Below are 25,320 nucleotides of genomic sequence, written 5' to 3'. Positions count from 1 at the left end.
GCGTGACTATACGATCGTTATGTTTTTGAAAGTGTTTCCTCCAGGTTATAGATGGTGGTGATCACCTGCATCATGGCAGCCCATGAGGCATTGTCGAGGTGTTGCGCCATCGGGTATTCTCCATGTTGCAGCAACTTTACTGCGCTGGCCGGCTGTTGTTTATACAGCTGCTGTTGCTGGTCATAATACTTCTCCAGCAAGGTTAGTTCCTGTGGTTGCGGTGTACGGCAAACAATTAAACGGAAGGCCTGCCGGATATTCCTGGAGCTGTTATTATCTTTTTGCAGCAGCCTGGATGCCAGTACCCTGGAAGCTTCCAGCACGGTAGGATCATTGAGCATGATAAGCGCCTGCAAGGGCGTGTTGGTGTTTGCGCGTTTCACTTCGCACTGGTCGCGGTTGCTGGCGTCAAAGATCATCATGGAAGGCGGTGGCACTGTACGTTTGATAAAGGTATACAACCCTCTGCGGTACAGGCTTTCACCATGGTCCTGTTTGTAGCTGGCCAGGATTCCCCTGCCAGATGTAGCCATTTCCCATAAGCCTTTAGGCTGATAAGGTTTTACGCTGGGACCACCGATCACCGGTACCAGTAGCCCGCTGCTTTTCAGCACCAGGTCGCGCACTCCTTCTGCGGGTAAACGGAACCGCGGTCCTCGGGAGAGGTAAATATTTTCGGGATCTGCTTTTAGTTTGTCTTTGGAAATGGCGGTCGATTGCCGGTAGGTGGTGGTCATGACCATTTGTTTCATGAGACGTTTAATATTCCAGCCGTGCTGCATAAAGTCCACCGCGAGCCAATCGAGCAGTTGCGGGTTGGTAGGCAGATCGCCCTGCATACCGAAATCGCCGGTACTTTTAACGATGCCCCTACCGAATATTTCCTGCCATTGCTGGTTCACGAACACTCTTGCAGTGAGTGGGTTTCGCTTATCGAACAGCCAGTTGGCCAGTCCGAGGCGATTGGCCGGATATTGTTTCACATCAAACGGCAGCACCGCATGTGGCGTTTCAGGTTGCACTTCCAGCGTAGGGTTGTCATAGTTACCACGGCCAAGGATATACGTTTTCCGGGTAGTGTCTTTCTCTCCCATTACAGATACGATCAGCCTGTTGCTGTCCTGTTTATTAATAAATTTCAGCACTCCTTTGAGATCTTCTTTCGTGATCTCCATATAGGGCGTTTTGGCGTAGGTTTCCGGGCCGCCCACCGCGGATTCCAGTCCTACTTCCTTCACGTTATTAAAGAAGGCAAAGAGTTCATAATATTCTTTTTGTGAGAACGGATCATATTTGTGATCGTGGCAGTGAGCGCATTCGATGGTGATGCCGAGCATGCTTTTACCAAATGTATTGGTGCGGTCAGAAACATATTCTATGCGGTATTCTTCGTCTATTACTCCTCCTTCTTCCGTAATTTTGTGGTTGCGGTTAAAGCCGGAGGCCAGCAGTTGTTCCCGGGTAGCGCCGGGGATCATGTCTCCTGCGATCTGCCAGGTAATAAAGTCTTTGTAAGACAGGTTTTCATTGAATGCGTGGATCACCCAATCCCGCCAGGGCCACATGCTGCGGTAGTTATCGTCCTGGTAGCCGTGCGAATCAGCATAACGGGCCACATCCATCCAGTGCACTGCCATCTTTTCGCCATAGGCGCTGTCCTGCAGCAGTTCATCTACCATACGTTCGTATCCGGCGTCGCTGGTATCTTTGGCAAAGCGCTCCATTCTTTCGGGTGATGGCGGCAGGCCGGTAAGATCGAGGCAAAGGCGTTTGAGCAATCTCTCATGATCCGCAGCGGGATTGGGTTCCAACCCTTTCTCTTCCATGCGGGCCAATACAAAATGGTCTATTTCATTACGTGCCCATTTCTCTTTGTTTACTTTGGGCAGCGGCGGTGTTACCGGCGCCACAAAGGCCCAGTGTGGTTTATACTTTGCGCCTTGTTTGATCCATTTTTCAATCAGCTTTACTTCATAGTTGCTAAGCGACATATTGGAGGATGGCGGAGGCATGCGCATAGAAGTATCCGTGGTGCTGATGCGCTGGTACAATACAGAAGCCATGGGATTACCGGGTACGAGCGCATGTGCGCCGGGTGTTTCACGGAGCGCTTTATAAGCGCTGTCGGCAATATCCAGGCGCAGACCGGCTTCCCGTTTATTGGCATCCGGACCATGACAGGCATAGCACTTATCCGATAAGATAGGCCGTATATCAAAATTGTAATCTACAATTTCAGGCAATTTTTCCTGCTGTTTACCGGGTGTATCGCCATTATTACACGCGTATAAAAATGCAAGAGAGCAGATGGTGAGTCTGACACAACGTTGGAACATAATTTTCTGCAATTAATTGTACACTGTACTTATACAACGGGGAGGCCCGTGAATTTTTACTATAGCTGTCTGGTTGTTTAATAATGGTAAATATCGGCTATAATAACATGCCATTTTGATGCTATTTTGCTCCATAATGGTGCTTTCTTAGCATTATGTATATACATACCTACAAATTGATCATGGTGAGGGATGGAGACCTAATTTAATGACTGGTTCCGCGTATTGTTTGTTAGGGAGGAGGCCGGGCGTTATCTTGTTACCGGTAGGCTAAAATCCACCTTTAGGATTCCGCAATATTGCCCGTGATGACTTACAGAAACAGGAGAGCGCCTGCCATTTTCACGGTGAAGGATATACGGTATTCCATGATCGTCTTTATAAAAAAACTCCTGCGGGGAAAGTACTTCCTGCATAAAATTCAGATAGTCTTCGCCGGCAACCTGCTTTATAAACACAGCTGCATCCTGCACCGGCCGGGGATTTGTGGCCGCACAGGTATGGATGTAATGATCTGTGATAAAACTCTGGTAATAATAGGTATGCTGTTCATATACCACCGTGCCGGTATAGTTGCCGGCAATCATATCGGATGTAACATCCTGTTCCACCTGGCACATAAATCGCTGTGGAGCGTATCGTCTTTCGCAGGTATTACGGTTCACTATTTTATACGCGGCTTCCTTGCAACTCCACAACAACCAGGTGAGCACTGCCGGTGCGGCAGCATTACGGATCATCCTGATTTCCGCGGGCAGGAACAATTTTTCCAGGAAACCTTTCCGGTGAATACGGCTTTCCATGGCGGCTGCCCGGAGATCTATAATGTCGTTGCCGATCATTTTTCTTTGAGCTTGGCTTCCACGATATCGAGGGCCGCCTGCACGTTCAGCATGCGCTCCATTTCTTCGTTCTGGATCACGATATCGTATTTCTCTTCTACATCCAGTACCACATCTACCAGGTTGGCAGAATTAATTTTGAGATCGTTGATAAAATCGGTGGAAGTGCTGATGGTGGCCAGTGCTTCCTGATTTTTAGCATAGGGCCTTACTATTTCTCTTAACTGCTCAATGAATGTTTCTTTGTCCATGTTATTTCGTTTAAGGTTGCGGGTATTTTTGCAGAATAATACAAGCGTTTACATCTCCAAAACCAAAACTCGCTTTCGCCACTAAATTTATGTCTTTATACAATAGCTGTTCCGGAATTCTTTCCCGGTCTACCAGCGCCTGAATATCGGGGTGCAGGTCTTCGCAGTTGATATTGGGAGATATAAAACCTTCCTTCAGCTGCAGTGCCGCCGCTACCAGTTCAATACTCCCCGAAGCGCTCAGGCAATGTCCCACCATCGATTTCAGTGCATTGATGTAGGGAAAGTTTTTCCCGCTGCGCTGCAGGGCACTACACCAGTTGGCTATTTCTTCCGCGTCTTTTCCGGTGGCGGTAAGGTGACCGTTTATCAGGTCAATATCAGCGCCCTGTACACCGGCCTGTTGAAGCGCCGCGGTAATGCAACGTTGCACCGCAGCAGGATTGGGGGCCGTCATACTGCCACCGTTCCGTTGACCGCCGGAGTTAATATGACCGCCCAGTACTTCCGCATAGATGGTAGCGCCGCGTTCCAGCGCGCTGTCCAGCGACTCCAGTACCAGCGCTCCTGCCCCACTACCGGGAACAATACCACTCGCAGTAGCGCTCATGGGCCTGGAACCGGCTTCCGGGCGTTCGTTATATTTAAAGGTGCTTACTTTCATGGCATCAAAGCCGCCCCAGATATAGGGACCGCTGTCGCTGGTACTGCCGGCCAGTACGCGTTTGGCATGACCGTACTTAATCCGTTCGCAGGCGAGCAATACACTTTCTGCACCGGTAGTACAGGCAGAAGAGTTGGTGGTTACCTGGTTGCCAAGTCCCAGTTTTCCACCGAGGAAAGCGCTGATGCCACTGGCCATGGCTTGCGTAACCGCAGTGCTGCCTAAACGGCGAACCTGTAAATCATCTACCTTATAAACGGCTTCGCGGAATTTTTCCACACCGGAACTACCGGCGCCAAAAATAGTACCGCTGTCCCAGTCAGGCGTTTCCTGTGATATTGGCAAACCCGCATCTGCCCAGGCCTGCATACCGGCTATTACGCCGTAAATAATACCGGAACTGCCCAGCTGCCTTAATTCCAGTTCTTCAAAATATTGTTGCCGCAAGCTTTCGGAAACCTCTGGCTTACCTGCAATCTGGCAGGAAAATTTCAGGGCAGCCAGTTGTTCATCATAACGGATACCGGATATACCTTTTTTGATCGCTTCGCGGAAAGCGGCGATGCCGGTGCCGTTTGGCGCTACCACTCCTAAGCCTGTTATGACAACCCTGTTATTCATTTTTGTTATTGATGATCATGCCTGCCATCGTTCCGTCGCAGACTAATGCGCCTGCAGCATTATACAACGCTACGCGGCATTTCAATTTGTTAAACCTGAAGTATATTTTCGTTGCCTCCGCCCTCACCGTTTCACCGGGTGGCACAGGCAAATAAAAGTCGATGTGAGTGGAGGTCATAGCTACCGTGGGCAATTGCTTATGGATCTCTTCTCTCAAAAGATAAATACCTAAACAAGCCAGCCCCGTTTGTGCCATTACTTCCGTTAGCAATACACCCGGCGTAACAGGCAACCCTTTAAAGTGGCCCTTATAGCAAGGCATATCTGCGTGAAAAGTATATATACCTGTTACCTTTTCTTCATCGATGTATGCCAGTTCATCTACAAACAGGAAAGGCGGTGCATATGGTAAGTGCTGCAGGATCTCTTCTTTTGTCATACGCTAATGAATATGTGTTCCTCCGTCGACCGGTATAATGGCGCCATTGATCCAGGCGGCTTCGTCCCGGCACATCAGGTATACTACATTCGCTACATCCTCCGGTGTGGTGAGCTGCCCGAAAGGGTTTCTCTTCCTGCTGTAATCCAGCAATGCCTCACTGCCCGGAATTTTCCGCAATGATGCGGTGTCAGTCACCCCCGCACGGATGCAGTTGGCCCTGACCCCGTGCGACGCAAATTCCAGCGCTATGCTACGGGTAATGGATTCCAGTGCCGCCTTCGCCGCAGATACCGCCGCATAGTGCGCCATTGCTTTGTAACTACCATCGCTTGTAAAAGAAAGGATACGTGCATCTGCAGCAAACAGTTGCCTGTTCAATATATCTGCCGACCATTCATACAAGCTCACCGCCATATGCCCGATGGTGGTATTGAAATCATCCGCCTGCAGGTCCGGCAACGCTTTGAGGTTGCCCCGTGCGATGCTGTGCAGCAGGCAACGGATACGCCCCGTATCCATAGCTTCCTGCAACTGCTGCAAAATTTCTGCGCGTTTTTCAATGTTGAGCACATCGCTATTAAACGTCAGCAGCTGCACGCCTAACGACCTGATCTCCTCAAACTGCTGCTGGATATCCGTTAATTCCACGCGGGTGTTGCGGTGCACAATGCAGATGTTCATGCCATGTGCCGCCAGCTTACGCGCGGATGCCAGTCCAAGCCCGCTGCTGCCTCCCAATATTAATGCCCAGTAAGATGCAAACTCTGTTACCATTGTAATAATATTCTTTGTGCCGAAAAGCCCGGACCAAAACTCAGCATCAGTCCTTTGTCGCCTGCGGGCAACGACTGCTCCATAAATCTTTCCAATACATATAACACCGTAGCGCTGGACATGTTGCCATACAACCGCAGAATTTCCTTGGTGTCGTCCAGTTTCTTTCCCATACTGCGGAACAATTCTTCCACGAGGGTAATGATCTTCTTCCCGCCGGGATGAAAAATGAGGTGGTCGATATCTTCGATCGTAAGATTATTTTTTGCCAGGAAAGGGTGTACGATATCTCCAAAGTGTGCTTCTATTTTTTCGGGTACTTCTATATCCAGCACCATTTTTAAACCGGTGTTGGAGAGATGGAATCCCATCAGGTATTCCGCGTCATAGAAGTGATACATTTCTTCTGCGATAATTTCCGGACCGGTATCCTGTTCATGAGAAGAAAGGATCGCACAGGCGGCGCCATCGCCGAAGATGGCTGCACTAACGATATTGGCCATCGAATAATCGTCCAGCTGGAACGTGGCGGTAGGCGATTCCACTGCTATTACTGCGGCTCTTTTACCGGGGTTTGCTTCCAGCATTTTCTTTGCGTAGATGATCCCCGACACACCGGCTGCGCAGCCCATTTCAGTAACAGGCAGGCGTATAATATCCTGACGCAGCTGCAGTTCGTTGATCAGGTATGCATCTAAAGAAGGGATCATGATGCCGGTGCAGCTCACGGTGATGATATAGTCGAGGTCAGTTCCCTTCAAACCGGCTTTATCCAGCGCGCTTTGCAGGCAGGTCCGGCCCAGGGTAATCATCTCCCGCTGGTAGATATTATTTTTATCTTCAAAAGAAGTATTGGTAAATACTTCTTCAGGTCCCATAATAGAATAGCGTTTATCCACGCCGGCGCTCTCAAAGATCTTGATCACCTTGCGGATAAATCTTTCTTCCTGGCCCTGGAGCCATAATGATAGGAAGGGAATAATTTCGGCGGTGGTTCTTGAGTAAGGCGGTAGTGCTTTTGTGACAGTCTGAATTTTAACGCTCATAATTTATTGATTATCCATTGATACCGGAACGCCCATTTCCATTTAAGGGAATACTGATCAATATTAAGTTCTGCCGATAAATGTTGTAATTCTCTTTTTTTAAATCCCCGGAGAATGGATACCAGTCCATCTTCCCTGACCATCCTGTTTAAATTGAACACAAAGCATACCAGTTGAAACAGGCGGTATGCCAATGCGCTCCTGTGCAGATCATTGATCACTACTCCTTTCCGGGCCTGCCGGTAAAAGATTTTCATCAGCTCCCTGATTTCAGCCTCTTTAAAGTGATGCAGTGTAAGCGTACATAAAACAATATCATAGTGTTGCTCCCGGAAGGATAACTGTGTAATATCCTGACAATAATACTCAATGTGCGGATAATCTTTTGATAAATTCCGTGCATGCGTTACCGTGGCCTGGTTGGCATCGATGCCGGTTAGTTTTATTTTTCTATGGGAACAAAAGGTATCCGACAGTTGCCGCAGCATATCACCGTTACCACAGCCGATATCCACGATGGTAACTTTCTGGTTGGCAGGAATATCTTTCAGGAGGGCCGCAACGCCTTCAAGGGTGACGCGGTTGCCGCCCAGTAAAGCGTTGATTTGTGCGATTTTATCCAACGTAGCCTTCAGCAGATCGCCTTCCATACTGAAATCGTCCATGATTTCGGTAGCCTGGCTCCGGTGCCGGGTGTTTACACGCATTCCGGTACGGCATTTAACGGTTTCCCATGAGTGCGACGGATGATTCCCGGCAGCAGGCCGGGGAAGAGGATCAGTCCTTTCATCATGGTAGCAGAAAGCTTTTCATTGCGGAACAACCGGGATAGTACACGACCGGTGCGCATACGGCCGCTGAACATTTTGTTCCAGGCTTTCGTATAGTTCTGTTCCATCAATAAACGGTTCCGGGTGGGAGCTGAAAAATATTCCAGCACCTTATCGGATGCTATCTGTGCGCTTTGTATGGCCATAGCCATGCCGTTGCCGCAAAGCGGGTGAATAAGACCAGCGGTATCGCCGATCATCAATATATGATTCAGTACCTTTTCTTTATCTGTGAAAGACACCTGGCTGATGGTTAAAGGTTTGTCGAACAACGCAGTGCTGTTTTCAAAAATATCCTTCAGGTGCTGATTACGGTATAGCACCTGCTCCCGGTGTGATTCTATCTGCTTGAAATTCTTAAAACTCTCGTAACTCACCAGGTAACAGATATTCAGGATATCATCCTCCACTTTTGATACGCCGCAATAGCCGCCGTCGAAATTATGGAGTCCTACAGTATCGGCCGGAAAGCTGCCACGGTAATGGGATTTCACGGCCAGCCAGGGCGATTTCTCATTAAAGAACGGACGGGCAAGCTTACCATCGAGTGCGGCTCTTTTGCCATAAGCGCCCAACACCACCGGCGCGGAAAAAACGCCATAGCTGTTGGTATCAATGAAGAAGCGGTCGTTTTCAAATACCACGTTGGTGACGGTATCTTCAATTAACTCCACCCCGTTTTCGGTCATCTTCTGCATCAGGAACTGGTCGAACGCATACCGGCTTACCCCGAAACCTCCCAATGGAAGCGTCGTTTCCAGCGTTTTACCATAATGATCTGAAATGATTAACCGGTTGATCCGGGAAGGATGTAATACCGAGGGATCTGCCCCGAGTGACTGCAGATATGGTAATACTTCATTGGAAACATATTCCCCGCATACTTTGTGCGAAGGATATTTACTTTTTTCGATTACGGTTACCTGTAATCCTGCTTTCGATAAATGAATAGCACTGGTGAGACCCGATAAGCCCCCACCTATAATAATAACATCTCTTGAACCCATACCCCTATGGTTAAAACAATAACAAGCTCCGACACAAGGAAGGTAGCCTACCCCAATATAATGAATTTATAGCTGATTTCCGTTTCGCTAAGATCAGAATATTCTTTATAAATCACGGCATTATAAAACTTAACATTGCCAATATTATTTAATTGTTAATTTCGAATATAATTGTTTTTGTAAATAAATAATGCTCCATGACTGATTCGAGTAAACCGACCGGCAAGCATCTTAAAAAAGAAGCTGGTGTAAAAGTAGCCGAAGTATTAACCGCATTAAGCGAACTAAAAGAGAAGCTGGGAGAGAAAAAGTTTCTCCGGAACGTAAAAAAGGCCACTAAAGCGATGTTAGCAGGACTGACAGATAAGCCAAAAGGACCTGCCAAGCCGAAGAAGAAAGCTGCTGCCGAAAAAGCTGCTGCACCCAAAGCTCAAGCCAACACTCCCAAAGCCGCCGATAAAAAGGTGACGCCTAAGAAAGCTGCTCCCAAGAAAACTGCCGCTAAAAAAGCTTAATCCTACATCTGTAATTCCTGTGAGTGTCTTTATTGTTCCTGTTTACAGGAACCCGTATTGCTGCGTCCTGAACCGCGGACAATAAAGATGCTTACAGGTCGGGCGCTTTGTAATCCCTTACATAGCGGTTAACATCATATCCTTTGTCGTCCCAGATCATCCCCTTCACCACCAGGGCCTCATGATGGAATCCTGCTTTAGTCAGCACCCTTTCCGAGGCTTCGTTGCCGGGTAATACATCTGCAACGATTTTTTTCAGACCCAGTTTGGAGAAGCAATACTGCACCACGGCCTCAATGGCTTCGGCCATGTAGCCTTTGCCCCAGTATTCCTGTACCAGCGCAAACACCAGCGGAACCGTATCTTCAGTTTCATAATTATTGAAACCGATGAAACCGATCAACGATGTTTTTTCTTCAAGGGCAATACCCCAGCGGATGCCCTGCTTATCGGAAAAGCGCTTTTTAAAGAGATCAATAACCGGGCGAACACTGGCCACTTCACTCAACGGGATTACATGATAATACCGGGTCACCCGTTTATCCGTGAGCAGGTAAAACAGATCCGGCTGATGCGAATGTTCAATTTCAATCAGGTGAAGGCGGGGCGTAGACAGGACGGGGAAAGTATCCGGCAGTAAACTCATATGCTGGCTGGCTCGTTTTAATGACCCCAATATAAAAACAATTGTACCACACAACCAAAAATGTTATTCCCGGAAAACGAAAAAAAGTATCTTGTTTTCAAAATTTATTCCACGACATGTTAGCATTCACTCAGCGTCCGGCAGCAGCATTGCTGGCTGCAGGCATTAGTTTGTGGGCCATGACCGCCCGCTCACAACCACCCTCCTTCACCGGAAAAGGCATTACCCGCCCCGCTCTGGAATATTACCTGGATCATGCGGTTACCATGACTGAATTTCTTTCAGTAGATCCTTACGCCTCCGATGCGCCCTATCCCAACAAGGAAGATGATATCCGCCTGATCAGGAACATCGGCGCAAAGTTCATAGGCAGGGCCATTTACCGCTGGGGCGGGGAATCGGTGCTCAACAACAAAGATTTTCTTCACCAGGCCAAACGGATGGTGCAGGAAGTACAGAAAAATGACCCGGAAGTAATTTTCCAGGCCGCCCTGTTTGAGCAGATCAGTGAACAGGTAAACACCATTCCCGTTCCGGCATGGGCATTCAAAGCGCTGGGATTACCGTCGGAAGACCGGCGTTTCCGTTACGACAGCATGCTGAATACAAAAGGGAAACTGGTCAATCACTGGAGTAAAGGCAACAGCGTACCCGATATTACGCGGGTGGAAACGCAGCTCTGGTTTATGTTCCTGGCCGGCACCTATATGGAAGTGGGCTGCGAAGCGCTGCACCTCGGGCAAATTGCCCTGATAGGCATGGAAGATCCGCAGCTGACAGAATGGGCGGCCTTCCTGGAAAAATTACGGGCCTATGCAAAAGATCACACCCGCCATCACTGGGTATTACTCGATGCACACACGCCATCGGGCGGTATGGTGGTAAATGGCAAAAGCTTACTGGATTTTAACTCGTTTCCGTTGCGTATTAAATCGGTGCCTGCGCATCCGCAGGAAGGTATCCTGGAAATGGGTTTTACAGATGCCCTTTTCGGGAGAAGCAAAGGCGGTATTACACCCAGTGGCTGGAAAGCCGCGTCAATGCCTTACCTGGTGGAGTTGGATAATTTTGGTATCAGCGATCACCCGGGTGTGCCGGATACCACTACCATTTACCCGTGGGGCTTTGATGAAATCAGCTGGTTTTATCAGCAACCGGAACAATACCGGCACAACTGGTTGCAATATGCACATCAATGGGTAGCAGCGCATGATGCCAATGGTCATTTGCAGATGCCGGTTACCCGTGTAGTTACGTTGGGACGCAGGAAGCCAAGATTGAAATACCGCGCCAATACACGCTCCGCGCAGTGTCCGGACGGGATGGATGATGAAGCAACGATCAAATCCATCTGGCAGGCAGCTGATGCCCGCAAAAAATAAGGATCATCACCGGTTATCTTTCTTCCGGAAAATAACCGGTGACTGTTTTATTTTTGTTTTACCAGCTTCATCACTTCAAAACCTGACATAACAGCGGCAGATTGTACCTGGTTAAGATTGATTGTCAGCAACAGCGTATCTCCGCTCCAGGAAATTTTTCCGCCTGCCGCCTGTACTTCTGTAGTGCCGCCTCCATAGGAAGGGGTTTCCATTACACCTGCGCTGAAATAAATGGAATCTGCTCCCACCAGTTTATAAGGGTTAGAAGCATTATAGGGATCCATATCCATCTGGAAAGGCATTTGCATATCGCTTACCAGTACGCCATCCATGTAAAGGACATTCCTGATCACCGCATCAATGGAATAGCTCAGGCCTGTAATTTTGAAAGTACTTCCATCAATCACCATTACCCCTTTATTATTGAAGGTGGTATAGTCGTTGTAGAGCGTGGCTTTAGCGCCGGATTCCGATATGGTGGCGATGCTGTTTACACGGACTCCTGCAAAGTTCCAGGTACCTTCAATTTTATTATTGCCTGTTACAGGTGGTGTGGTAGGCGGTGGTATTACCGGGGTAACGTTATCCGGTCCGGCCATTTCAAGGCTTCCGCAGGCAGCGAGTGTAGTGCTCAGAACTGCCACCAGCAGCAGGGATCTGTAAGTATTCATCTTCATAAGTTTAAACAAGGGATAATGCGCGTAAAGTTACCATCAATTGACGAACGAGTTTCACTAATCTTTCATCAAGTTATCATGAAACAGGTTACCGCATTCTCATTTCTTCAAAAAACGGGGTACGTCTTTCTTCCACGCATTTCGCGGCATACAGGTACAGTGCTGCGCTCCAGGTTTGCCATTCCTGCCCTTTTGCGGTACCATCCTGGGCTTTCAGCCATTCGTTGAAACCATAATCCACCGTGCCGCTGTTGGAAATAGTTATAATCCGGGTGAGCTCCAGCAGTTTTTCTTCCGCCAGCCGGTATTTTTTTGCCGCTACCAGTGCAGCTACATAAAAGCCACAGATAAAAGGCCAGATGCCGCCGTTATGATATTCCCCTGGAAGATTAAAAGAAGCATACCGTTCGTGCCAGTCGTTGTCTCCCGGTTTCGTATAGGGGAAGAAGTTAGGCGGCAGTTTTACGGCCAGCTGGTTATTTTTTATCAGTTCCGCGCACTCGTCTTCGATCCACGATACCATTTCCGCTGCCCTGGTGGGAGCAGCAATGCCGGAGAGGATGGCCAGGCTGTTGCCCAGCAGGTCGAACCGTTCGCTGCTCAATACCTTATAAGACCACATGGCGTAATAGGGTTTGTGTTTTACGACCAGTCCTTCGTGTACATGCCGGTGCTGCACCCCACCGGTGATGGTAAATCTGCCCATTGCCTGCCGTACTTTCTCTGCGCGTTCATGATGCCCGAGGATGCGGAGATAACTATACACGAGCGTGTTTACAAAGAGGCCGTAACCAAGCACCCATTGTTCATCGCGCCAGTCGCTGGTAGGCTGTTGGGCCACCAGGTAACGATCTGAAGGACTTTGGTATTCCATCCACTGCAATGAACTGTTCACCGCTTCTTCGAGGAACTGCTCATTACCCGACAGCTTGCGATACATGCCTGCTGCCAGCAGGAAGAGCGGCGTGGTGTCGCTCGCGCCCAGGTCTTGTTTGTCGTGTACGAGAGAAGGGATATGTCCGTGTGGCGTTTGATTTTTCGCCAGTGTTTCAAGCACCTTCCGGATGCTGTTGATCAGCACGGGGTTGCCGGTAACGCCTACGCCTAAAAAGGACAGCAGCAGATCCCTTGTATATGGCTCAGGATATCCCCATCCCGCGGTGCGGGGGAGGCCGTGAAACGGTCCGTTTACATTATGCAGCAATACCTTCAGGGCGGCATCCCTGGCTGCGTTGATGGTTAACCAGGAAGAAGCTTCCATGTTCAGCGGATATTAAGTTTTTCATGCATCAGCTGCACAAACTGCCTTGCTATCAACCGGTAATCAAAATTTGCTACTACTCTTTTCCTTGCAGCTTTTCCTAACTGTTCCCTGTAGGCGGCATCTGTCATTAACCGTTGCAAATGCTGCCTGATATCGTTGATATCTGCCCGGTAGTCCACTGTACGGGGCGTAGAAAATACGACCTTCTTTTCCGTCTCGAAACCCGACTCTTTACCAACCATCACTTCATTCAGCACAATTTCTTCTGCCACACCGGCCAGCAGTGCGGTTTCGCCATCTACCAGCGTATCCAGCATGCCCATTGCGCGGATGCCGATCACCGGCTTTTCGCAGGCGCCAGCTTCTACCTGTGGCATCCCGAAGCCTTCCAGCCGCGATGGGGCCACATAAATATCGCAGGCGTTGATGAGATAAGGCATCTCCTCCCTTGAAACAATGCTGGTAATATATTGCACCTTGCCGCCCAGCCCCAGTTCTTCCGCCAGTGCCAGGTCGGCTTTATTTTGTATGCTGGTGCGCGGCTGCGGCCATACTTTACAGATATACTTCCAGTTGCCCGGCACTTCACTGCTGAGTTGCGACAGCGCCTGCATGACTTCCCTGGCTCCTTTTGAACAGGCATCGCCGCCTACGGTGAGCAGCATCAGCTCATCCGGCGCCACGCCCATTGATTCCCGCACGGCTTTCACCCGCGGATGATCTTTAGGCAGCGGCGCGAACCTGTTGGTATTGCAACCAACCGGCAGTACGGCTATTTTATCGCCGTTGATGCCGTCGCGTATATACATTTCCTTTACCCACTGCGAGGTAACGAGGATCAGCGGCAGTTTATTCAGCACCTCCTGGTAGTTGGCGATATATCCATCGGCCACCAGCCATGGAACCGGCTGCACACCAAATTGCTGCGGATGCAGGATCAACTGCGGGCAATATCCCCAGTAACCTACGCCCACCACCACATCCGGCTTAAACGAGTTGTAGTACCATTCCTTTTCCAGTGGTGAGTCGTAGTGCACCGCCAGCGCAGTTACACCTATTTCCAGCAGGCCATGGTACAATAAATTTCCTTGTGTTGCCAGTCCCCCGGGAGCCGGCGGATAATCAAATAACAAAAGTGCTTTCATAATTCAAACGGTAAACTGTTGAGCCACTGATGGGCTTCCATGCTGTTATTAAAACACCAGAATGATTCCGCCAGTGGCGTGGTGGCTGCTTCCCAGCTATCGACCTTAAATCCGTACGTTTGAGTGATCACCTCGTATTTCCGTTGCCAGAGATCTTTATCCAGCACATGATAAATAGTTGCTTCAGGAATAGCTTCCGGGAAATAGGACTTTAATCCGTCTTCATAAGCAAACGCCCAGAGCTCATCTGCTGTGATCCTGCCTTGTTGCCACAGCCGGATCACGGCGCTGCTTACTTCTTCATGGCGGAGGTGCCGCGTATATTCCCCGCGCGGATGATGGGTGATGACCAGGTCGTAATGCTGCACCGGTAATAATGCCAGCACCTGGTTTTCCACCACCTCTTCCGGCAATGGCGTTTGTTCGGGACCATCGTCCATATCTCCCATAACACCTTGTGCTCCGTACAATTGTAATGCCTTAAAAAATTTAGGGGCTCTGTCTGTATCACTGGCGCGGCACAGGCTGATGATGGTCCAGTTCCACTGCGGATGAAACAGGATGGTACCTCCGGCCCACAGCGTTTCATCATCGGGATGGGCTACAATAATGGCAACGGACTTTCTTTTTGTTACTTGAGGGTTTTCTTCGCGCATATTCATAACATTTAACAGGCGGGTTAAAGAGGGTTCTTAAAGTTAACAAATCCGGAGCAGCTACCCATTACTAAAAATTACCCATTCCGGAGAATATTTATCATCTTACAGAAAATTTTTACGGAAACATCATGAAAAAACTGGTAGCATTATCCGCTTTCATAGCGATGAGTATGGGACTAAAAGCACAAACAATGCAATGGTATAACACTCCTCAGAAATGGTCAGCAGACCACAACAAGATAAACGTGACCGTTGACCCCGGTACCGACTACTGGCAGGTAACCCACTACGGCTTCATCCGCGATAACGGCCCTTTTTATTTCCAGGAACAGGAAGGCGATTTTACCGCCACGGTAAAAATTACCGGACACTATAAAGAGTTGTTCCACCAGGCCGGCCTGATGATCCGCAAGGACGCCAAAAACTGGATTAAAACCGGTATCGAATATGTAGACGGCGTACAGAACGTAAGCGCCGTGGTAACCCGTGAAGTATCCGACTGGTCGGTAGTTCCGCGTCACGACAGCCCCAAAAGCATGTGGCTGAAGTTACTGCGTAAAGGCGACTATGTACAGATTGAATATTCCTTTGATAATAAGAAATTTGATATGCTGCGACTGGCCTATTTTCCTCCCGGTGGTAAAGTGCAGATAGGCCCTGTGGCCGCTGCACCGGGGAAGTTGCCGTTTGATGTGGTGTTTGAGGAGTTTAAGGTGGTGGCGGAGAAATGATTTTTTTGAGATGCGGTCGCCGGAGGGTGGCCGCTAAAATATCTTTGATAAAACCACGGAACATAACCCGTCAAAAGATAAAACTTTGAACATGAAATTCTTCTCCGCAAACTATCTTAAAAAAACCTGGGGATTATTACTCCTCTTCACTGCCAGCAGCTATGCGCAGCAACAACACCCTAATATTATTTTCATTTTCTCCGATGACCATGCCTACCAGGCTATCAGCGCCTATGGCAGCAAACTGGTACAAACGCCTAACATCGACCGGATTGCCAGCCAGGGGGCCATTTTCAAAAATGCCCTGGTCACCAATTCCATTTGCGGCCCCAGCAGGGCTACCCTGCTTACCGGTAAGTATAGTCACATCAACGGCTACACGCTCAATGAGAAAAGGTTTAATGTAGAACAGCAACTATTCCCTGCCCTGCTGCAGGAAAACGGCTACCAGACTGCCTGGATAGGTAAATGGCATTTAGGCAGTTTGCCAAAGGGGTTCGACTACTGGCGTATCCTCAACAGCCAGGGCCAATACTACAACCCTGATATCATCGGTCCAAACGACACCACCCGCATGGAAGGCTATGTAACCAATATTATTACCAACCTTTCTGTTAACTGGCTCAACAAACGCGATACTTCCAAACCCTTCTTCCTGGTAGTAGGCGAAAAAGCCACCCACCGCGAATGGCTGCCGGATGTCCAGGACCTCGGTGCATACGACGATAAAACATTTCCCCTCCCGGCCACTTTCAAAGATGATTACAAAAACCGCCTGGCAGCACAAAACCAGGACATGACCATCGATAAAACCATGCGCCTGAAAGAAGACCTGAAAGTGCATGCCAATTACGAAAAAGGGATCTACGGCCGCTTTACGCCGGAACAAAAAAAGGCATTTATTGATTACTATGAAAATAAGATCAGCAAAGAATTTGATGAACAAAAACTAACAGGTGATGCCCTCGTAGAATGGAAATACCAGCGCTACCTGAAAGATTACCTGGCCACGGCAAAATCGCTCGACAGGAACATCGGCCAGCTGCTGGACTATCTCGATAAATCAGGTCTCTCAAAAAATACAGTCGTTGTGTATGCCTCCGATCAGGGCTTCTATATGGGAGAACATGGCTGGTTTGATAAACGCTTTATTTATGAAGAATCATTACGTACACCTTTTGTGATCAGATACCCCGGCGTAATAAAGCCTGGTACCTCCATCAATCAGCTGATGCTGAACATCGACTGGGCCCCCACTTTCCTGAACATCGCCGGCGTAAAAGTACCCGCTGATATACAAGGCACCTCCTTTTTACCGCTGCTGAAAGCAAATGCCGGAAATGTTCCCTGGAGAAAAGAAGCCTATTACCACTATTACGAATTTCCGGAGCCCCACCATGTATACCCGCACTTCGGTATCCGCACGGAGCAATACACGCTGGTACGCTTTTACGGGGAGTCCAACAGCTGGGAACTGTATGATCTGAAGCAGGACCCGCACGAAGTAAACAATCTTTACGGCCGGAAAGGCACGGAGAAACTCACCGCCACCTTAAAAGAGCACCTGAAACAACTGATGGTTCAATATAAAGACACCGGGGCGCTAAAAATCCTCACGCAGCCATAACTGCCGCCAGCCGATGGCGATCAAATCTTTTGACAATTAAGCCAAAAGGGCTATTTTTGAGCCCTGATTGCAGTTTTTACTGGTGATCTGCTGGCTTGAATGTGCGACTGAAAAATATTCTTTAAGTTATTGATAAAAGGAAATTAAAAACTTAAGGAACCGCATCAGCAACGATGCGGTTTTTTTTATGCACCGTCTTAATCATTATACGATTATTATTAAAATATGAAGACATACTTCCGATTATTATCATTTGCTAAACCTATTAATAAATTTGCGATCCCCTATATCATCTGTGTACTGTTGTCTGTAATATTCAGCACGCTGAACCTTGCATTGCTGGCGCCTTTGCTGGAAACGTTGTTCAACAAGGACCTCAATCAGAAAATTGTTCCCATGCCGGACAATTATTTTGATATTTTCAAAGTATTTAAACATTACACCACCACTATTGCCAGTGAATATGGTAAAATCAAAAGCCTGGAATTTGTTTGCGCCTGTATTGCCGCCTCAGTATTAGTAGGCAACCTGTTCCGCTATTTCGCAGATCGTACCATGGAAAGCCTGCGCATACAAACCTTGCTGAACCTGCGTAAATCAGTATTCAACAATGTAATGAACCTTCACCTGGGTTATTTTAGCAATGAAAGAAAGGGAGATATCATTTCTAAGATTGCATCAGATGTCCAGGTAGTACAGTATACGGTAACCGGTACCCTGCAGGTGTTATTTAAAGAACCGGCCCAATTGATCTCTTTCCTGGTCATCCTGTTCCTTATCTCGTATAAATTAACGCTGGTATCGATGCTGGTGATTCCGGTAGCCGGTCTGATTATATCCCGGATCGTAAAACGACTGAAAGAACAGGCTACCGCTTCCCATCAAACTTACGGCATGATGATCAGCTACCTCGATGAGGCGCTGAACGGCATCAGGATCGTAAAGGCATTTAATGCCGTTGGATTTATTACCAACCGCTTTGATGAACAAAACCGCAAGTATTCCAAGATATCCCGCTCAATGGCTAAAAGACAGCAACTGGCGTCGCCCGTTTCTGAAACTTTAGGGGTCTTAATGGTGGCCGGTATCGTGTTTTATGGCGGTTCGCTTATTATCAATAACCAGGGGGATATGGACGGATCTACCTTTGTGGTATATATTGCCCTCTTCTCCCAGATTATGCGCCCGGCAAAAGCTATTTCCACTGCGTTCAGCAATATCCATTCAGGCGTTGCGGCGGGCGACAGGGTGCTGGAGCTGATCGATCAGCAATCGGCTATCACCAACGCACCCGATGCTGTTACCTTAAACGGCTTTACCAATGAGATCCGTTTTGATGGCGTTTCTTTCGCCTACGGCGAGAAGAAAGTACTGAATAACATTCACCTCAGCATACCCAAAGGCTCCACGGTGGCGCTGGTGGGCCCTTCCGGCGGCGGAAAATCCACCTTGATGGACCTGATCCCCCGTTTCATGGACCCGCAGTCAGGCAGCGTCCTGATAGACGGCAAAAACCTGAAGTCTGTTACAATGGAATCTTTACGGGCACTCATGGGCGTTGTAAACCAGGAGTCCATCCTCTTTAATGACACCATCTTTAACAATATTGCTTTTGCCAAACCTGACGCCACCATGGAAGAGGTAGAGGCCGCAGCCAGGATTGCCAACGCACACGATTTTATCAGCAAAACCGAAGACGGCTACAACACCAATATCGGGGATAAAGGGTCCAAGCTCTCCGGCGGACAACGGCAGCGTATCTGCATTGCACGCGCCGTGCTCTCCAATCCACCGCTGATGCTGCTGGACGAGGCCACTTCCGCCCTGGATACCGAATCCGAGAAAATGGTGCAGGATGCGCTGAATAACCTGATGAAGAACCGCACATCCCTGGTGATTGCCCACCGCCTGAGCACTATTCAGAACGCGGACCTGATCATTGTACTGGATAACGGCCAGGTGGCCGAGCAAGGCACCCACCAGGAACTACTCAGCAACAACGGTATTTATAAACGGCTCATTGAAATGCAAACGTTTAGTAACTAAATAAAAAAAGGCCACCGATCGGTGGCCTTTTTTATGAAATATCTTTTTTGATTATTTACTCCGTCGTTAAATGGTGCCTGTAGCCGTTGGAACAATAGGCAATCCCGTGGTTTAAGGTATCCAGGTAAACCCTGTAGTTGATGTTTTCGTGTACACGGGAATTAAAAGGATGATGCAGGTGATAACATACCGCTTTTAATTTTACCTTTTTCTGGTATAAACCTGAGTTGATGAAACGTGCTGCCAGTTCAATATCCTCGTGCCCCCACCCTTTCAATTCGTTATTATAACCATTCACTTTCAGAAAATCTTCTCTCCAGAAAGCACAGTTACAACCGATCCAGTTACGGGAACGCTGACTCTTTTTAATCAGCAATGGAGCCAGGAAAGGAATGCGAAGTGAATTAATCCGGTTTCTCACGTCTCTGCTGAAAGAAGATACCCGCTCAAATTGACCATTGTTCAGGTATTTCCTGGTAATCTCTTCCTGTAACAACACCCTGCTGCCACGGATAAAATATCCTTTTTCCGCTTCACTGATATGGTCCCTGATGAAAAGCTCATGCATTACAATATCGCCATCAATCTGGATAATATAGTCGGAAGAAGTACCGGTAATTGCCTGGTTAATGATGATAGTTTTACGGAAACCTTCGTCCGGATGCCAGAAATGCTTCACCGGAATATTGGTTTTTCGTCTGAATGCCTCTACAACATCCCTGGTAGCCTCTCCGGAGCCATCATCAGCTATAATGACTTCGTCGGGGAGAACGGTTTGCACCAGTACACTATCCAGCACAAGCTTTAATGCTTCCGGCCAGTTGTATGTAGTAACAAGTAAGGCCACCGACACTCTTTCACCCATATTAGTTAGATATAAAATTAATGTTTAAAAAGCTCATATTGTTAAGCTTCTCTAGTATAACGCCATTTTACCCCTAATTATTTTACGCCATTTCTTTCGTTGTGTACACAGTATTTGTCTTGTTATATGTACATATAATCAAGAAAAGTGTAGGTTTATTTCCATTAATAATCGGCCAGTTATACTTTAAGTTAGCTTCTAATTATAATAACGATCTAAGGCTTCAATAAGTTACATGTAGCTACAGTACTTTCAATAAAATTATGCCAATCTGGTTTTTATAGGAACTTATCATGATTTATTTTTTGGATATTAGTTTACAAACTACAAAAACATAATAATTTTATGCAATTTATAATTTAATTATCAGAACAACATAATATTTTTTTTAACGATACATTCTCTCCTGTCCTGCATCTATTTTCTTTACTAATTCCTGTCTTACCACCGGCGGTACCTTGTCAAGCAACTTATACCTGGTAGCCTTTTCTATCTCGTCAATAGATGTCAGGTAAGCGCTCCACCTCGCATTTACATCGTTTTTATTTGGTGTGTTCACTGCAATAATACGGGTGTTCTTATTGATTCGCTGCAAATCATTGTTTCCTTCCGGTAAAATTACGAGGACCTTCCAGATATGGTCCGGCACGGTAACCTTACGCCCGTCTATTGTTTTGGCCAGTCCCTTGCTGCCGGCTCCCCCGCTGCCATAGCTGCCCATGATCACATATACTTCGTTCCCTTTCATCACCAGCTCCCGGGTATATTCTTCCAGGTTCTTCCATAAATGCTGGTTGTGGTTAGGCGCCTGCGGGATCATATTGGTCATCAGGAAAGTGGATTCATTGGCGGCACGGGTGGCGGTCCGGTCGCCCGACGGACAATTATGCCCCCTGTCGAATCCGCTGCCCATATAACTAGTTTGGGATACCTGGTACCAGTTCCCAGGAATATCGGCGTCCGGCCTGAAATCATTGGCCCTCGACATTTTGCCCAGGTCCTTCCGCGATACATGCCAGGCCACCCAATTGGGCGTTCCCCTGTCACGGTTATACGACAGCTTGTAATATTCCTTATCCATCAGGTAATTATTCGCCATCACCAACGATCCACTGGCATCGCTGGGATTGCCCAGTAACAGGTTGTCGTCGTCGCTCCCTGCCGGTTTCTCCACCGGCTTAACCGGTGTGTCCTTTCCGCCGGCAGTGACCCGGAACCGATCAAAATTGATCCTGCTGCTGCCGGGATCTGTTTTCCGGATATCAAAACGGATAGTGCCCGTACTTTTCGCGGTAAAAGTGGCCGTTTTCAGCACACCGGACGTAACACTAACGGGATCCCCCACACGAAAATAGCTTTGCCCGCGGTTCACTGATGCCCACAACTCCCATGTGCCCATTTTATCGTCCCCGTACCCGGCAAATTTTAGTGTAACCGTTACCGTTCCTTTTACAAGGATATCGAATTTCATTCCGGCCATACCATTGTCCCGGATACGCAACGCCTGTGTACCTGTTTTATGATCTTCCTCCAGGTTGCCGGTGACGGCATCCTTAAACTTCCAGGCACCACTGGATAATGCCACGTCCCCGCTGTTATAATTTGTTTTGGATCCCGTTTCAAAATCTTCTGCCAGTAAAAATATACTGGTGCCGGAAGTAGTATTTTTTTTGTGAGATGATTTCTTTGGAGGAGATTTTTCATTGTCCCCGGTAATTTTCCGGGAACAGGTAGTCACCGTAAATGCAGCGATGATCAATATAACGATAACGGCTAAACTGCTGCTTCCCTGGTGCTTCTTCTTTTTTCTTCTCTTCTTCTTTGACATAGAATGGTAACGAACGCCCCGCGAAGATAAAGAATAAAAAACAGGAGGACAAAGTTCATCGTTTACACGAGACCGTTAGCCAGTTCCTTATTAATTCCGGGTAGCCCCGCTGATCATATATTTCCACACGGCTATGAAGTCTGTTCCCAGCGTAGATCCGTGTTTATCTTTACGATCCACATCCGTAACAAGGATACTATTCCTGGAGTGAACGGGCATTCCCGGCTGCACCATCGTGGTATCGGTTATCGCCTGGTGGCTCACCGCGCTTACATCCTGCACCTGGTACTGGTAATTAAACGGGTCAGCAACATGCAGAAACGCATAATACCTGTTCACCGGCGTGCGGCCACGCTCCTGCTGCCAATGCGCCGGCGCATTAAAATATTGCAGGTAATCCTGCGGGCCCGAAAACATCAGCACTCCACGCAAACGGAACTGCTTCCCAAAATATGCTGCATGCCCCGCTCCCTGCGAATGACCTGCAGCAATAACTTTATCCCAGCGCACTTGTCCATTACGTACAAACTCACTCCAGCCACGATCCTGCGCAGCCAGGTACACCACCAGTTTTGTAAAACGGTTCACCAGGCTGTTGGCAGAATCTACATCTACCTTATCACTCACCGGCGTACCAAACATAATTTCCTGGCGGAAATGATCAAAACAGGTACTGTCTTCACTTTTGGAACACGCCGTGGTGATCACCGTGTTCATATAATCCGGGGTGATCACATAATAGCCCATGGCCGCGAAAGAGCTGTCGAATGTACGGAAATCAGTGGCCGTGCCGCCGGTACCAGGAATCATCACTATCAGCTGATGGCGGTTGTTTCCCGCAGCGGGTTCTGCGGCAAGATGCGGCGAATGCACTGTCTTTAATCCCGGCTGGGTGACGTTGGGTGCTATTGTCCGGAACTTTACCTGCGCCCGGGTTGTAACGGAAAAAAGAAGCGCAGTGGCAATGAGTAAACGTAGTTTGATTGGAAGCATGCGAAAAATATAAATGAATTGATGTCAAGATACAAATTTTGAGCTTCTTTAAAAGCCCGGCTATATCGGAATAATCACCGTAATCAGGCAGAAGACAACCTCCGCAGGATGAAAGAAAATTTATTGCGTAAATTAGTAGTATGATACCCTGGATGGAAATATTGATAAGATTATCGCTGGCAGCGGTTTTTGGCGGTATAATAGGTTTGGAAAGAGAACGGAAGGACTGGGCTGCCGGTCTTAGAACCCACATGATGGTGTCTGTAGGTGCGGCGTTAACCATGATGGTTTCCGCTTACGGATTTTCCGATATCCTGGGGCAGCCTAACATTGTACTGGACCCCTCCAGGGTGGCCGCACAGGTGATCAGCGGTATTGGATTTATCGGCGCCGGCACCATTCTTTTTCTGAAAGAAGGCGTGGTTCGCGGGCTCACTACCGCCGCGGGATTATGGACGGTAGCAGCTATCGGGCTCGCCACCGGCGGCGGCATGTATTTCGCCGCATTTATTGCCACCGCTATTGCAATCATCATCCTGTGGCTGCTGCAGCCGGTAGAAAAAAGATTCCTCAGCCGCTTTGAACAAAAAACTATCCGCATCATCACTTTTGAACGGAGCAAATCCATTGAGGTAGCAGATAAATTATTTCAAAACACCGCGCTCAATATTACTTCCTGCAACATCGAGCAAACAGACAGTTTCTTCTTTATCACGGTACGTTTCAGAAGCATGGATAAAACCATTGTAGGCAAGCTGATCGCAGATATACAGGCAGATACCGGCGTAAAGGAAGTATCATGGAACAGTTGATCTACAGCATAGGAAAGCCGGCCGTTAACACGGCCGGCCCGATCCATCAACCTATATCAATTAATACCGGAACGACTCCCAGCCGGAAATAGTGGTACGGTTGCAGGTCATAGCCTGCGTGCCGTTTTCGCACGACACATATCGCCCATTATTTCCGCGGAGGGCGATGCTGCCGTCTGTATTTACTATCCAGTCAAATTTTTCCCAGTCGCCCACACTGGTACGGTTACACGTAATGGGATTAACGCCGTTTTCTGAAGAAACATACTTACCCTGGCTTTTCAATGCCACCTTACCACCGCCGGCATCTTCCACGGTAAACTGTTCCCATCCCTGTGCAGTAGTGCGGTTGCAGGTCATGGCCTGTGTGCCGTTTTCACTGCTCACAAAAGCATTATTAAATCCTTTGAGCGTAATGGTGCTGCCAATAGGCGCATTGCCACCGCTGTTGGAAATGGAGTATACCCGCACGTAATCCACGTACATATTGGCAGGCAGTTTACTTTCATCAATCGTTTGTCCGGGGAAATCGCCTCCCACAGCCATGTTCATGATGATAAAAAACTGGTTGTGGAATTCTTCGGTGCTGTTGATACTGTTCTGTATATTGGCCGTTGCAAACTGGTTACCATCCAGGTACCAGCGGATTGCATTGGCATCCCACTCCACCGCATATACGTGGTAATCAGTAATAGTGGTACTGGAAGTGCCGCCATAGGAAACATGACCGTTGGCATCCCAGTGAATAGTGCCATAAACAGTGTTGCTGGTATTTACCTGCTCCATGATATCTATTTCACCGCATTTCGGCCAACCCACGGAGCCAATGTTATTGCCCAGCATCCAGAAGGCAGGCCATAGCCCCTGCCCGGAGGCCAGTTTAATCCGCGCTTCAATGCGGCCGTACTGCGTGGTAAAATGCCCGGCGGTGTTCATTCGCGCAGAGGTATAGGGCCAGCCGTTCACGGACTGCTTCTTCGCGGTAATCACCAGGTTGCCGTTGCTCACACTGGCATTGGACGACTGGTAATACTGCTTTTCATTATTCACACCCGGACCGGTTTCAAAAGACCATTTGGAAGTGTTGACACTGGTGCCGTCAAATTCGTCAGACCAGATCAGCGTGTACGCTGCGGCTGCCGCCTGCACTGCCACTGCAGCAGGCCGGGCATCCAAAGGCTGCAGATTATTGGTTGTTTTCGCCTCTTTTTTGCAGGCGCTCATCATTACCACTAACAGGAAGGAACCTACGCTAATGGAGATCAGTTTTTCTTTCATGGAATTTACAATTAAAGAAAAGGTGAACAAATAAGGCTA

24 protein-coding genes are annotated in these 25,320 nt (G+C 48.2%); 6 read left to right on the top strand and 18 right to left on the bottom strand.

What is annotated here, in order from left to right; genetic code table 11:
- Positions 1–17: 17 nt before the first annotated feature.
- The 9 genes from QFZ51_RS14870 to QFZ51_RS14830 all read right to left on the bottom strand — a co-directional run bounded on the left by QFZ51_RS14870 (position 18) and on the right by QFZ51_RS14830 (position 8,813).
- A complete protein-coding gene (locus QFZ51_RS14870) occupies positions 18–2,336 on the bottom strand; it encodes a PSD1 and planctomycete cytochrome C domain-containing protein (protein WP_429046822.1) in 2,319 nt (772 codons plus the stop codon).
- A gap of 251 nt (positions 2,337–2,587) precedes the next feature.
- On the bottom strand, positions 2,588–3,178 hold the full coding sequence (locus tag QFZ51_RS14865) for a 4'-phosphopantetheinyl transferase family protein (protein ID WP_429046820.1): 591 nt from the start codon (positions 3,176–3,178) through the stop codon (positions 2,588–2,590).
- The gene (locus tag QFZ51_RS14860) at positions 3,175–3,429 is read right to left on the bottom strand and encodes an acyl carrier protein (RefSeq protein ID WP_370911454.1); all 255 of its coding nucleotides are present in this window, start codon (positions 3,427–3,429) and stop codon (positions 3,175–3,177) included. The genes QFZ51_RS14865 and QFZ51_RS14860 overlap by 4 nt, the downstream gene beginning before the upstream one ends.
- Before the next feature lie 10 nt (positions 3,430–3,439).
- Complete coding sequence (locus QFZ51_RS14855) at positions 3,440–4,714, bottom strand: beta-ketoacyl-[acyl-carrier-protein] synthase family protein (RefSeq protein WP_429046817.1); 1,275 nt, start codon at positions 4,712–4,714, stop codon at positions 3,440–3,442.
- A complete protein-coding gene (locus QFZ51_RS14850; RefSeq protein WP_429046815.1) occupies positions 4,707–5,153 on the bottom strand; it encodes a 3-hydroxyacyl-ACP dehydratase FabZ family protein in 447 nt (148 codons plus the stop codon). Before QFZ51_RS14850 ends, QFZ51_RS14855 begins: the two co-directional genes overlap by 8 nt.
- A gap of 3 nt (positions 5,154–5,156) precedes the next feature.
- Positions 5,157–5,930, bottom strand: a complete 774-nt coding sequence (locus QFZ51_RS14845; RefSeq protein ID WP_429046813.1) for an SDR family oxidoreductase — start codon at positions 5,928–5,930, stop codon at positions 5,157–5,159.
- Positions 5,924–6,976, bottom strand: a complete 1,053-nt coding sequence (locus tag QFZ51_RS14840) for a type III polyketide synthase (protein WP_429046811.1) — start codon at positions 6,974–6,976, stop codon at positions 5,924–5,926. The genes QFZ51_RS14845 and QFZ51_RS14840 overlap by 7 nt, the downstream gene beginning before the upstream one ends.
- Positions 6,973–7,683: a methyltransferase domain-containing protein gene (locus QFZ51_RS14835; protein WP_429046809.1), complete on the bottom strand. Its 711-nt coding sequence runs from the start codon at positions 7,681–7,683 to the stop codon at positions 6,973–6,975. The genes QFZ51_RS14840 and QFZ51_RS14835 overlap by 4 nt, the downstream gene beginning before the upstream one ends.
- The gene (locus tag QFZ51_RS14830) at positions 7,674–8,813 is read right to left on the bottom strand and encodes an NAD(P)/FAD-dependent oxidoreductase (RefSeq protein ID WP_429046807.1); all 1,140 of its coding nucleotides are present in this window, start codon (positions 8,811–8,813) and stop codon (positions 7,674–7,676) included. The genes QFZ51_RS14835 and QFZ51_RS14830 overlap by 10 nt, the downstream gene beginning before the upstream one ends.
- Positions 8,814–9,010: 197 nt before the next feature.
- On the opposite strand from QFZ51_RS14830, the gene QFZ51_RS14825 reads away from it, so the two are divergent.
- Complete coding sequence (locus QFZ51_RS14825) at positions 9,011–9,328, top strand: hypothetical protein (RefSeq protein WP_370911447.1); 318 nt, start codon at positions 9,011–9,013, stop codon at positions 9,326–9,328.
- A 91-nt stretch (positions 9,329–9,419) separates the two neighbouring features.
- On the opposite strand, the gene QFZ51_RS14820 is transcribed toward QFZ51_RS14825, so the two are convergent.
- Positions 9,420–9,974: a GNAT family N-acetyltransferase gene (locus tag QFZ51_RS14820; protein WP_429046805.1), complete on the bottom strand. Its 555-nt coding sequence runs from the start codon at positions 9,972–9,974 to the stop codon at positions 9,420–9,422.
- Between the two features lie 116 nt (positions 9,975–10,090).
- Between QFZ51_RS14820 and QFZ51_RS14815 the strand changes: the two genes are divergently transcribed.
- The gene (locus QFZ51_RS14815) at positions 10,091–11,356 is read left to right on the top strand and encodes a hypothetical protein (protein ID WP_429046803.1); all 1,266 of its coding nucleotides are present in this window, start codon (positions 10,091–10,093) and stop codon (positions 11,354–11,356) included.
- A gap of 47 nt (positions 11,357–11,403) precedes the next feature.
- Here QFZ51_RS14815 and QFZ51_RS14810 read toward each other — a convergent pair whose 3' ends face one another.
- The 4 genes from QFZ51_RS14810 to QFZ51_RS14795 form a co-directional block, all read right to left on the bottom strand.
- A complete protein-coding gene (locus tag QFZ51_RS14810; protein ID WP_370911444.1) occupies positions 11,404–12,027 on the bottom strand; it encodes a hypothetical protein in 624 nt (207 codons plus the stop codon).
- 94 nt (positions 12,028–12,121) lie between these two features.
- Entirely contained in the window at positions 12,122–13,294 is a 1,173-nt protein-coding gene (locus tag QFZ51_RS14805) for a glycoside hydrolase 100 family protein (RefSeq protein ID WP_429046801.1), read from the bottom strand.
- A 2-nt stretch (positions 13,295–13,296) separates the two neighbouring features.
- On the bottom strand, positions 13,297–14,442 hold the full coding sequence (locus tag QFZ51_RS14800; protein ID WP_429046799.1) for a glycosyltransferase family 4 protein: 1,146 nt from the start codon (positions 14,440–14,442) through the stop codon (positions 13,297–13,299).
- The gene (locus QFZ51_RS14795; protein WP_429046797.1) at positions 14,439–15,098 is read right to left on the bottom strand and encodes a hypothetical protein; all 660 of its coding nucleotides are present in this window, start codon (positions 15,096–15,098) and stop codon (positions 14,439–14,441) included. The genes QFZ51_RS14800 and QFZ51_RS14795 overlap by 4 nt, the downstream gene beginning before the upstream one ends.
- A 131-nt stretch (positions 15,099–15,229) precedes the next feature.
- Here QFZ51_RS14795 and QFZ51_RS14790 point away from each other — a divergent pair, with 131 nt between their 5' ends.
- From QFZ51_RS14790 to QFZ51_RS14780, 3 genes are all read left to right on the top strand, one after another.
- Positions 15,230–15,832 carry a DUF1349 domain-containing protein gene (locus QFZ51_RS14790; protein ID WP_227024582.1) on the top strand — a complete coding sequence of 201 codons (603 nt, stop codon included), beginning with the start codon at positions 15,230–15,232 and terminating at the stop codon, positions 15,830–15,832.
- A 91-nt stretch (positions 15,833–15,923) separates the two neighbouring features.
- Complete coding sequence (locus tag QFZ51_RS14785; protein ID WP_429046794.1) at positions 15,924–17,459, top strand: sulfatase family protein; 1,536 nt, start codon at positions 15,924–15,926, stop codon at positions 17,457–17,459.
- 225 nt (positions 17,460–17,684) lie between these two features.
- Positions 17,685–19,505, top strand: coding sequence for an ABC transporter ATP-binding protein (locus QFZ51_RS14780; protein WP_429046792.1), 1,821 nt, complete (start codon positions 17,685–17,687; stop codon positions 19,503–19,505).
- Between the two features lie 55 nt (positions 19,506–19,560).
- Here QFZ51_RS14780 and QFZ51_RS14775 read toward each other — a convergent pair whose 3' ends face one another.
- The 3 genes from QFZ51_RS14775 to QFZ51_RS14765 all read right to left on the bottom strand — a co-directional run bounded on the left by QFZ51_RS14775 (position 19,561) and on the right by QFZ51_RS14765 (position 23,191).
- The gene (locus tag QFZ51_RS14775; protein ID WP_429046790.1) at positions 19,561–20,370 is read right to left on the bottom strand and encodes a glycosyltransferase family 2 protein; all 810 of its coding nucleotides are present in this window, start codon (positions 20,368–20,370) and stop codon (positions 19,561–19,563) included.
- 388 nt (positions 20,371–20,758) lie between these two features.
- A complete protein-coding gene (locus tag QFZ51_RS14770; protein ID WP_429046788.1) occupies positions 20,759–22,198 on the bottom strand; it encodes a DNA/RNA non-specific endonuclease in 1,440 nt (479 codons plus the stop codon).
- A 90-nt stretch (positions 22,199–22,288) separates the two neighbouring features.
- Positions 22,289–23,191, bottom strand: a complete 903-nt coding sequence (locus QFZ51_RS14765) for a BPSS1187 family protein (RefSeq protein WP_429046786.1) — start codon at positions 23,189–23,191, stop codon at positions 22,289–22,291.
- Between the two features lie 140 nt (positions 23,192–23,331).
- Here QFZ51_RS14765 and QFZ51_RS14760 point away from each other — a divergent pair, with 140 nt between their 5' ends.
- The gene (locus tag QFZ51_RS14760) at positions 23,332–24,003 is read left to right on the top strand and encodes an MgtC/SapB family protein (RefSeq protein WP_429046784.1); all 672 of its coding nucleotides are present in this window, start codon (positions 23,332–23,334) and stop codon (positions 24,001–24,003) included.
- 60 nt (positions 24,004–24,063) lie between these two features.
- On the opposite strand, the gene QFZ51_RS14755 is transcribed toward QFZ51_RS14760, so the two are convergent.
- Positions 24,064–25,281 carry a family 16 glycosylhydrolase gene (locus QFZ51_RS14755; RefSeq protein ID WP_429046782.1) on the bottom strand — a complete coding sequence of 406 codons (1,218 nt, stop codon included), beginning with the start codon at positions 25,279–25,281 and terminating at the stop codon, positions 24,064–24,066.
- Between the last annotated feature and the right edge of the window lie 39 nt (positions 25,282–25,320).

Source organism: Chitinophaga sp. W3I9 (genome assembly GCF_050434025.1).
In the GTDB taxonomy this organism is placed as follows: Bacteria; Bacteroidota; Bacteroidia; order Chitinophagales; family Chitinophagaceae; genus Chitinophaga.
This window is presented reverse-complemented; position numbering and strand designations above follow the sequence as displayed.

Coding starts and splice junctions, on each gene's coding strand:
- QFZ51_RS14820 (WP_429046805.1), bottom strand. CDS start 9,974: ATGAGTTTACTGCCGGATACTTTCCCCGTCCTGTCTACGCCCCGCCTT.
- QFZ51_RS14865 (WP_429046820.1), bottom strand. CDS start 3,178: ATGATCGGCAACGACATTATAGATCTCCGGGCAGCCGCCATGGAAAGC.
- QFZ51_RS14825 (WP_370911447.1), top strand. CDS start 9,011: ATGACTGATTCGAGTAAACCGACCGGCAAGCATCTTAAAAAAGAAGCT.
- QFZ51_RS14805 (WP_429046801.1), bottom strand. CDS start 13,294: ATGGAAGCTTCTTCCTGGTTAACCATCAACGCAGCCAGGGATGCCGCC.
- QFZ51_RS14765 (WP_429046786.1), bottom strand. CDS start 23,191: ATGCTTCCAATCAAACTACGTTTACTCATTGCCACTGCGCTTCTTTTT.
- QFZ51_RS14760 (WP_429046784.1), top strand. CDS start 23,332: ATGATACCCTGGATGGAAATATTGATAAGATTATCGCTGGCAGCGGTT.
- QFZ51_RS14835 (WP_429046809.1), bottom strand. CDS start 7,683: ATGCGTGTAAACACCCGGCACCGGAGCCAGGCTACCGAAATCATGGAC.
- QFZ51_RS14800 (WP_429046799.1), bottom strand. CDS start 14,442: ATGAAAGCACTTTTGTTATTTGATTATCCGCCGGCTCCCGGGGGACTG.
- QFZ51_RS14845 (WP_429046813.1), bottom strand. CDS start 5,930: ATGGTAACAGAGTTTGCATCTTACTGGGCATTAATATTGGGAGGCAGC.
- QFZ51_RS14770 (WP_429046788.1), bottom strand. CDS start 22,198: ATGTCAAAGAAGAAGAGAAGAAAAAAGAAGAAGCACCAGGGAAGCAGC.
- QFZ51_RS14830 (WP_429046807.1), bottom strand. CDS start 8,813: ATGGGTTCAAGAGATGTTATTATTATAGGTGGGGGCTTATCGGGTCTC.
- QFZ51_RS14795 (WP_429046797.1), bottom strand. CDS start 15,098: ATGCGCGAAGAAAACCCTCAAGTAACAAAAAGAAAGTCCGTTGCCATT.
- QFZ51_RS14840 (WP_429046811.1), bottom strand. CDS start 6,976: ATGAGCGTTAAAATTCAGACTGTCACAAAAGCACTACCGCCTTACTCA.
- QFZ51_RS14755 (WP_429046782.1), bottom strand. CDS start 25,281: ATGAAAGAAAAACTGATCTCCATTAGCGTAGGTTCCTTCCTGTTAGTG.
- QFZ51_RS14855 (WP_429046817.1), bottom strand. CDS start 4,714: ATGAATAACAGGGTTGTCATAACAGGCTTAGGAGTGGTAGCGCCAAAC.
- QFZ51_RS14785 (WP_429046794.1), top strand. CDS start 15,924: ATGAAATTCTTCTCCGCAAACTATCTTAAAAAAACCTGGGGATTATTA.
- QFZ51_RS14860 (WP_370911454.1), bottom strand. CDS start 3,429: ATGGACAAAGAAACATTCATTGAGCAGTTAAGAGAAATAGTAAGGCCC.
- QFZ51_RS14850 (WP_429046815.1), bottom strand. CDS start 5,153: ATGACAAAAGAAGAGATCCTGCAGCACTTACCATATGCACCGCCTTTC.
- QFZ51_RS14790 (WP_227024582.1), top strand. CDS start 15,230: ATGAAAAAACTGGTAGCATTATCCGCTTTCATAGCGATGAGTATGGGA.
- QFZ51_RS14775 (WP_429046790.1), bottom strand. CDS start 20,370: ATGGGTGAAAGAGTGTCGGTGGCCTTACTTGTTACTACATACAACTGG.
- QFZ51_RS14810 (WP_370911444.1), bottom strand. CDS start 12,027: ATGAATACTTACAGATCCCTGCTGCTGGTGGCAGTTCTGAGCACTACA.
- QFZ51_RS14815 (WP_429046803.1), top strand. CDS start 10,091: ATGTTAGCATTCACTCAGCGTCCGGCAGCAGCATTGCTGGCTGCAGGC.
- QFZ51_RS14780 (WP_429046792.1), top strand. CDS start 17,685: ATGAAGACATACTTCCGATTATTATCATTTGCTAAACCTATTAATAAA.
- QFZ51_RS14870 (WP_429046822.1), bottom strand. CDS start 2,336: ATGTTCCAACGTTGTGTCAGACTCACCATCTGCTCTCTTGCATTTTTA.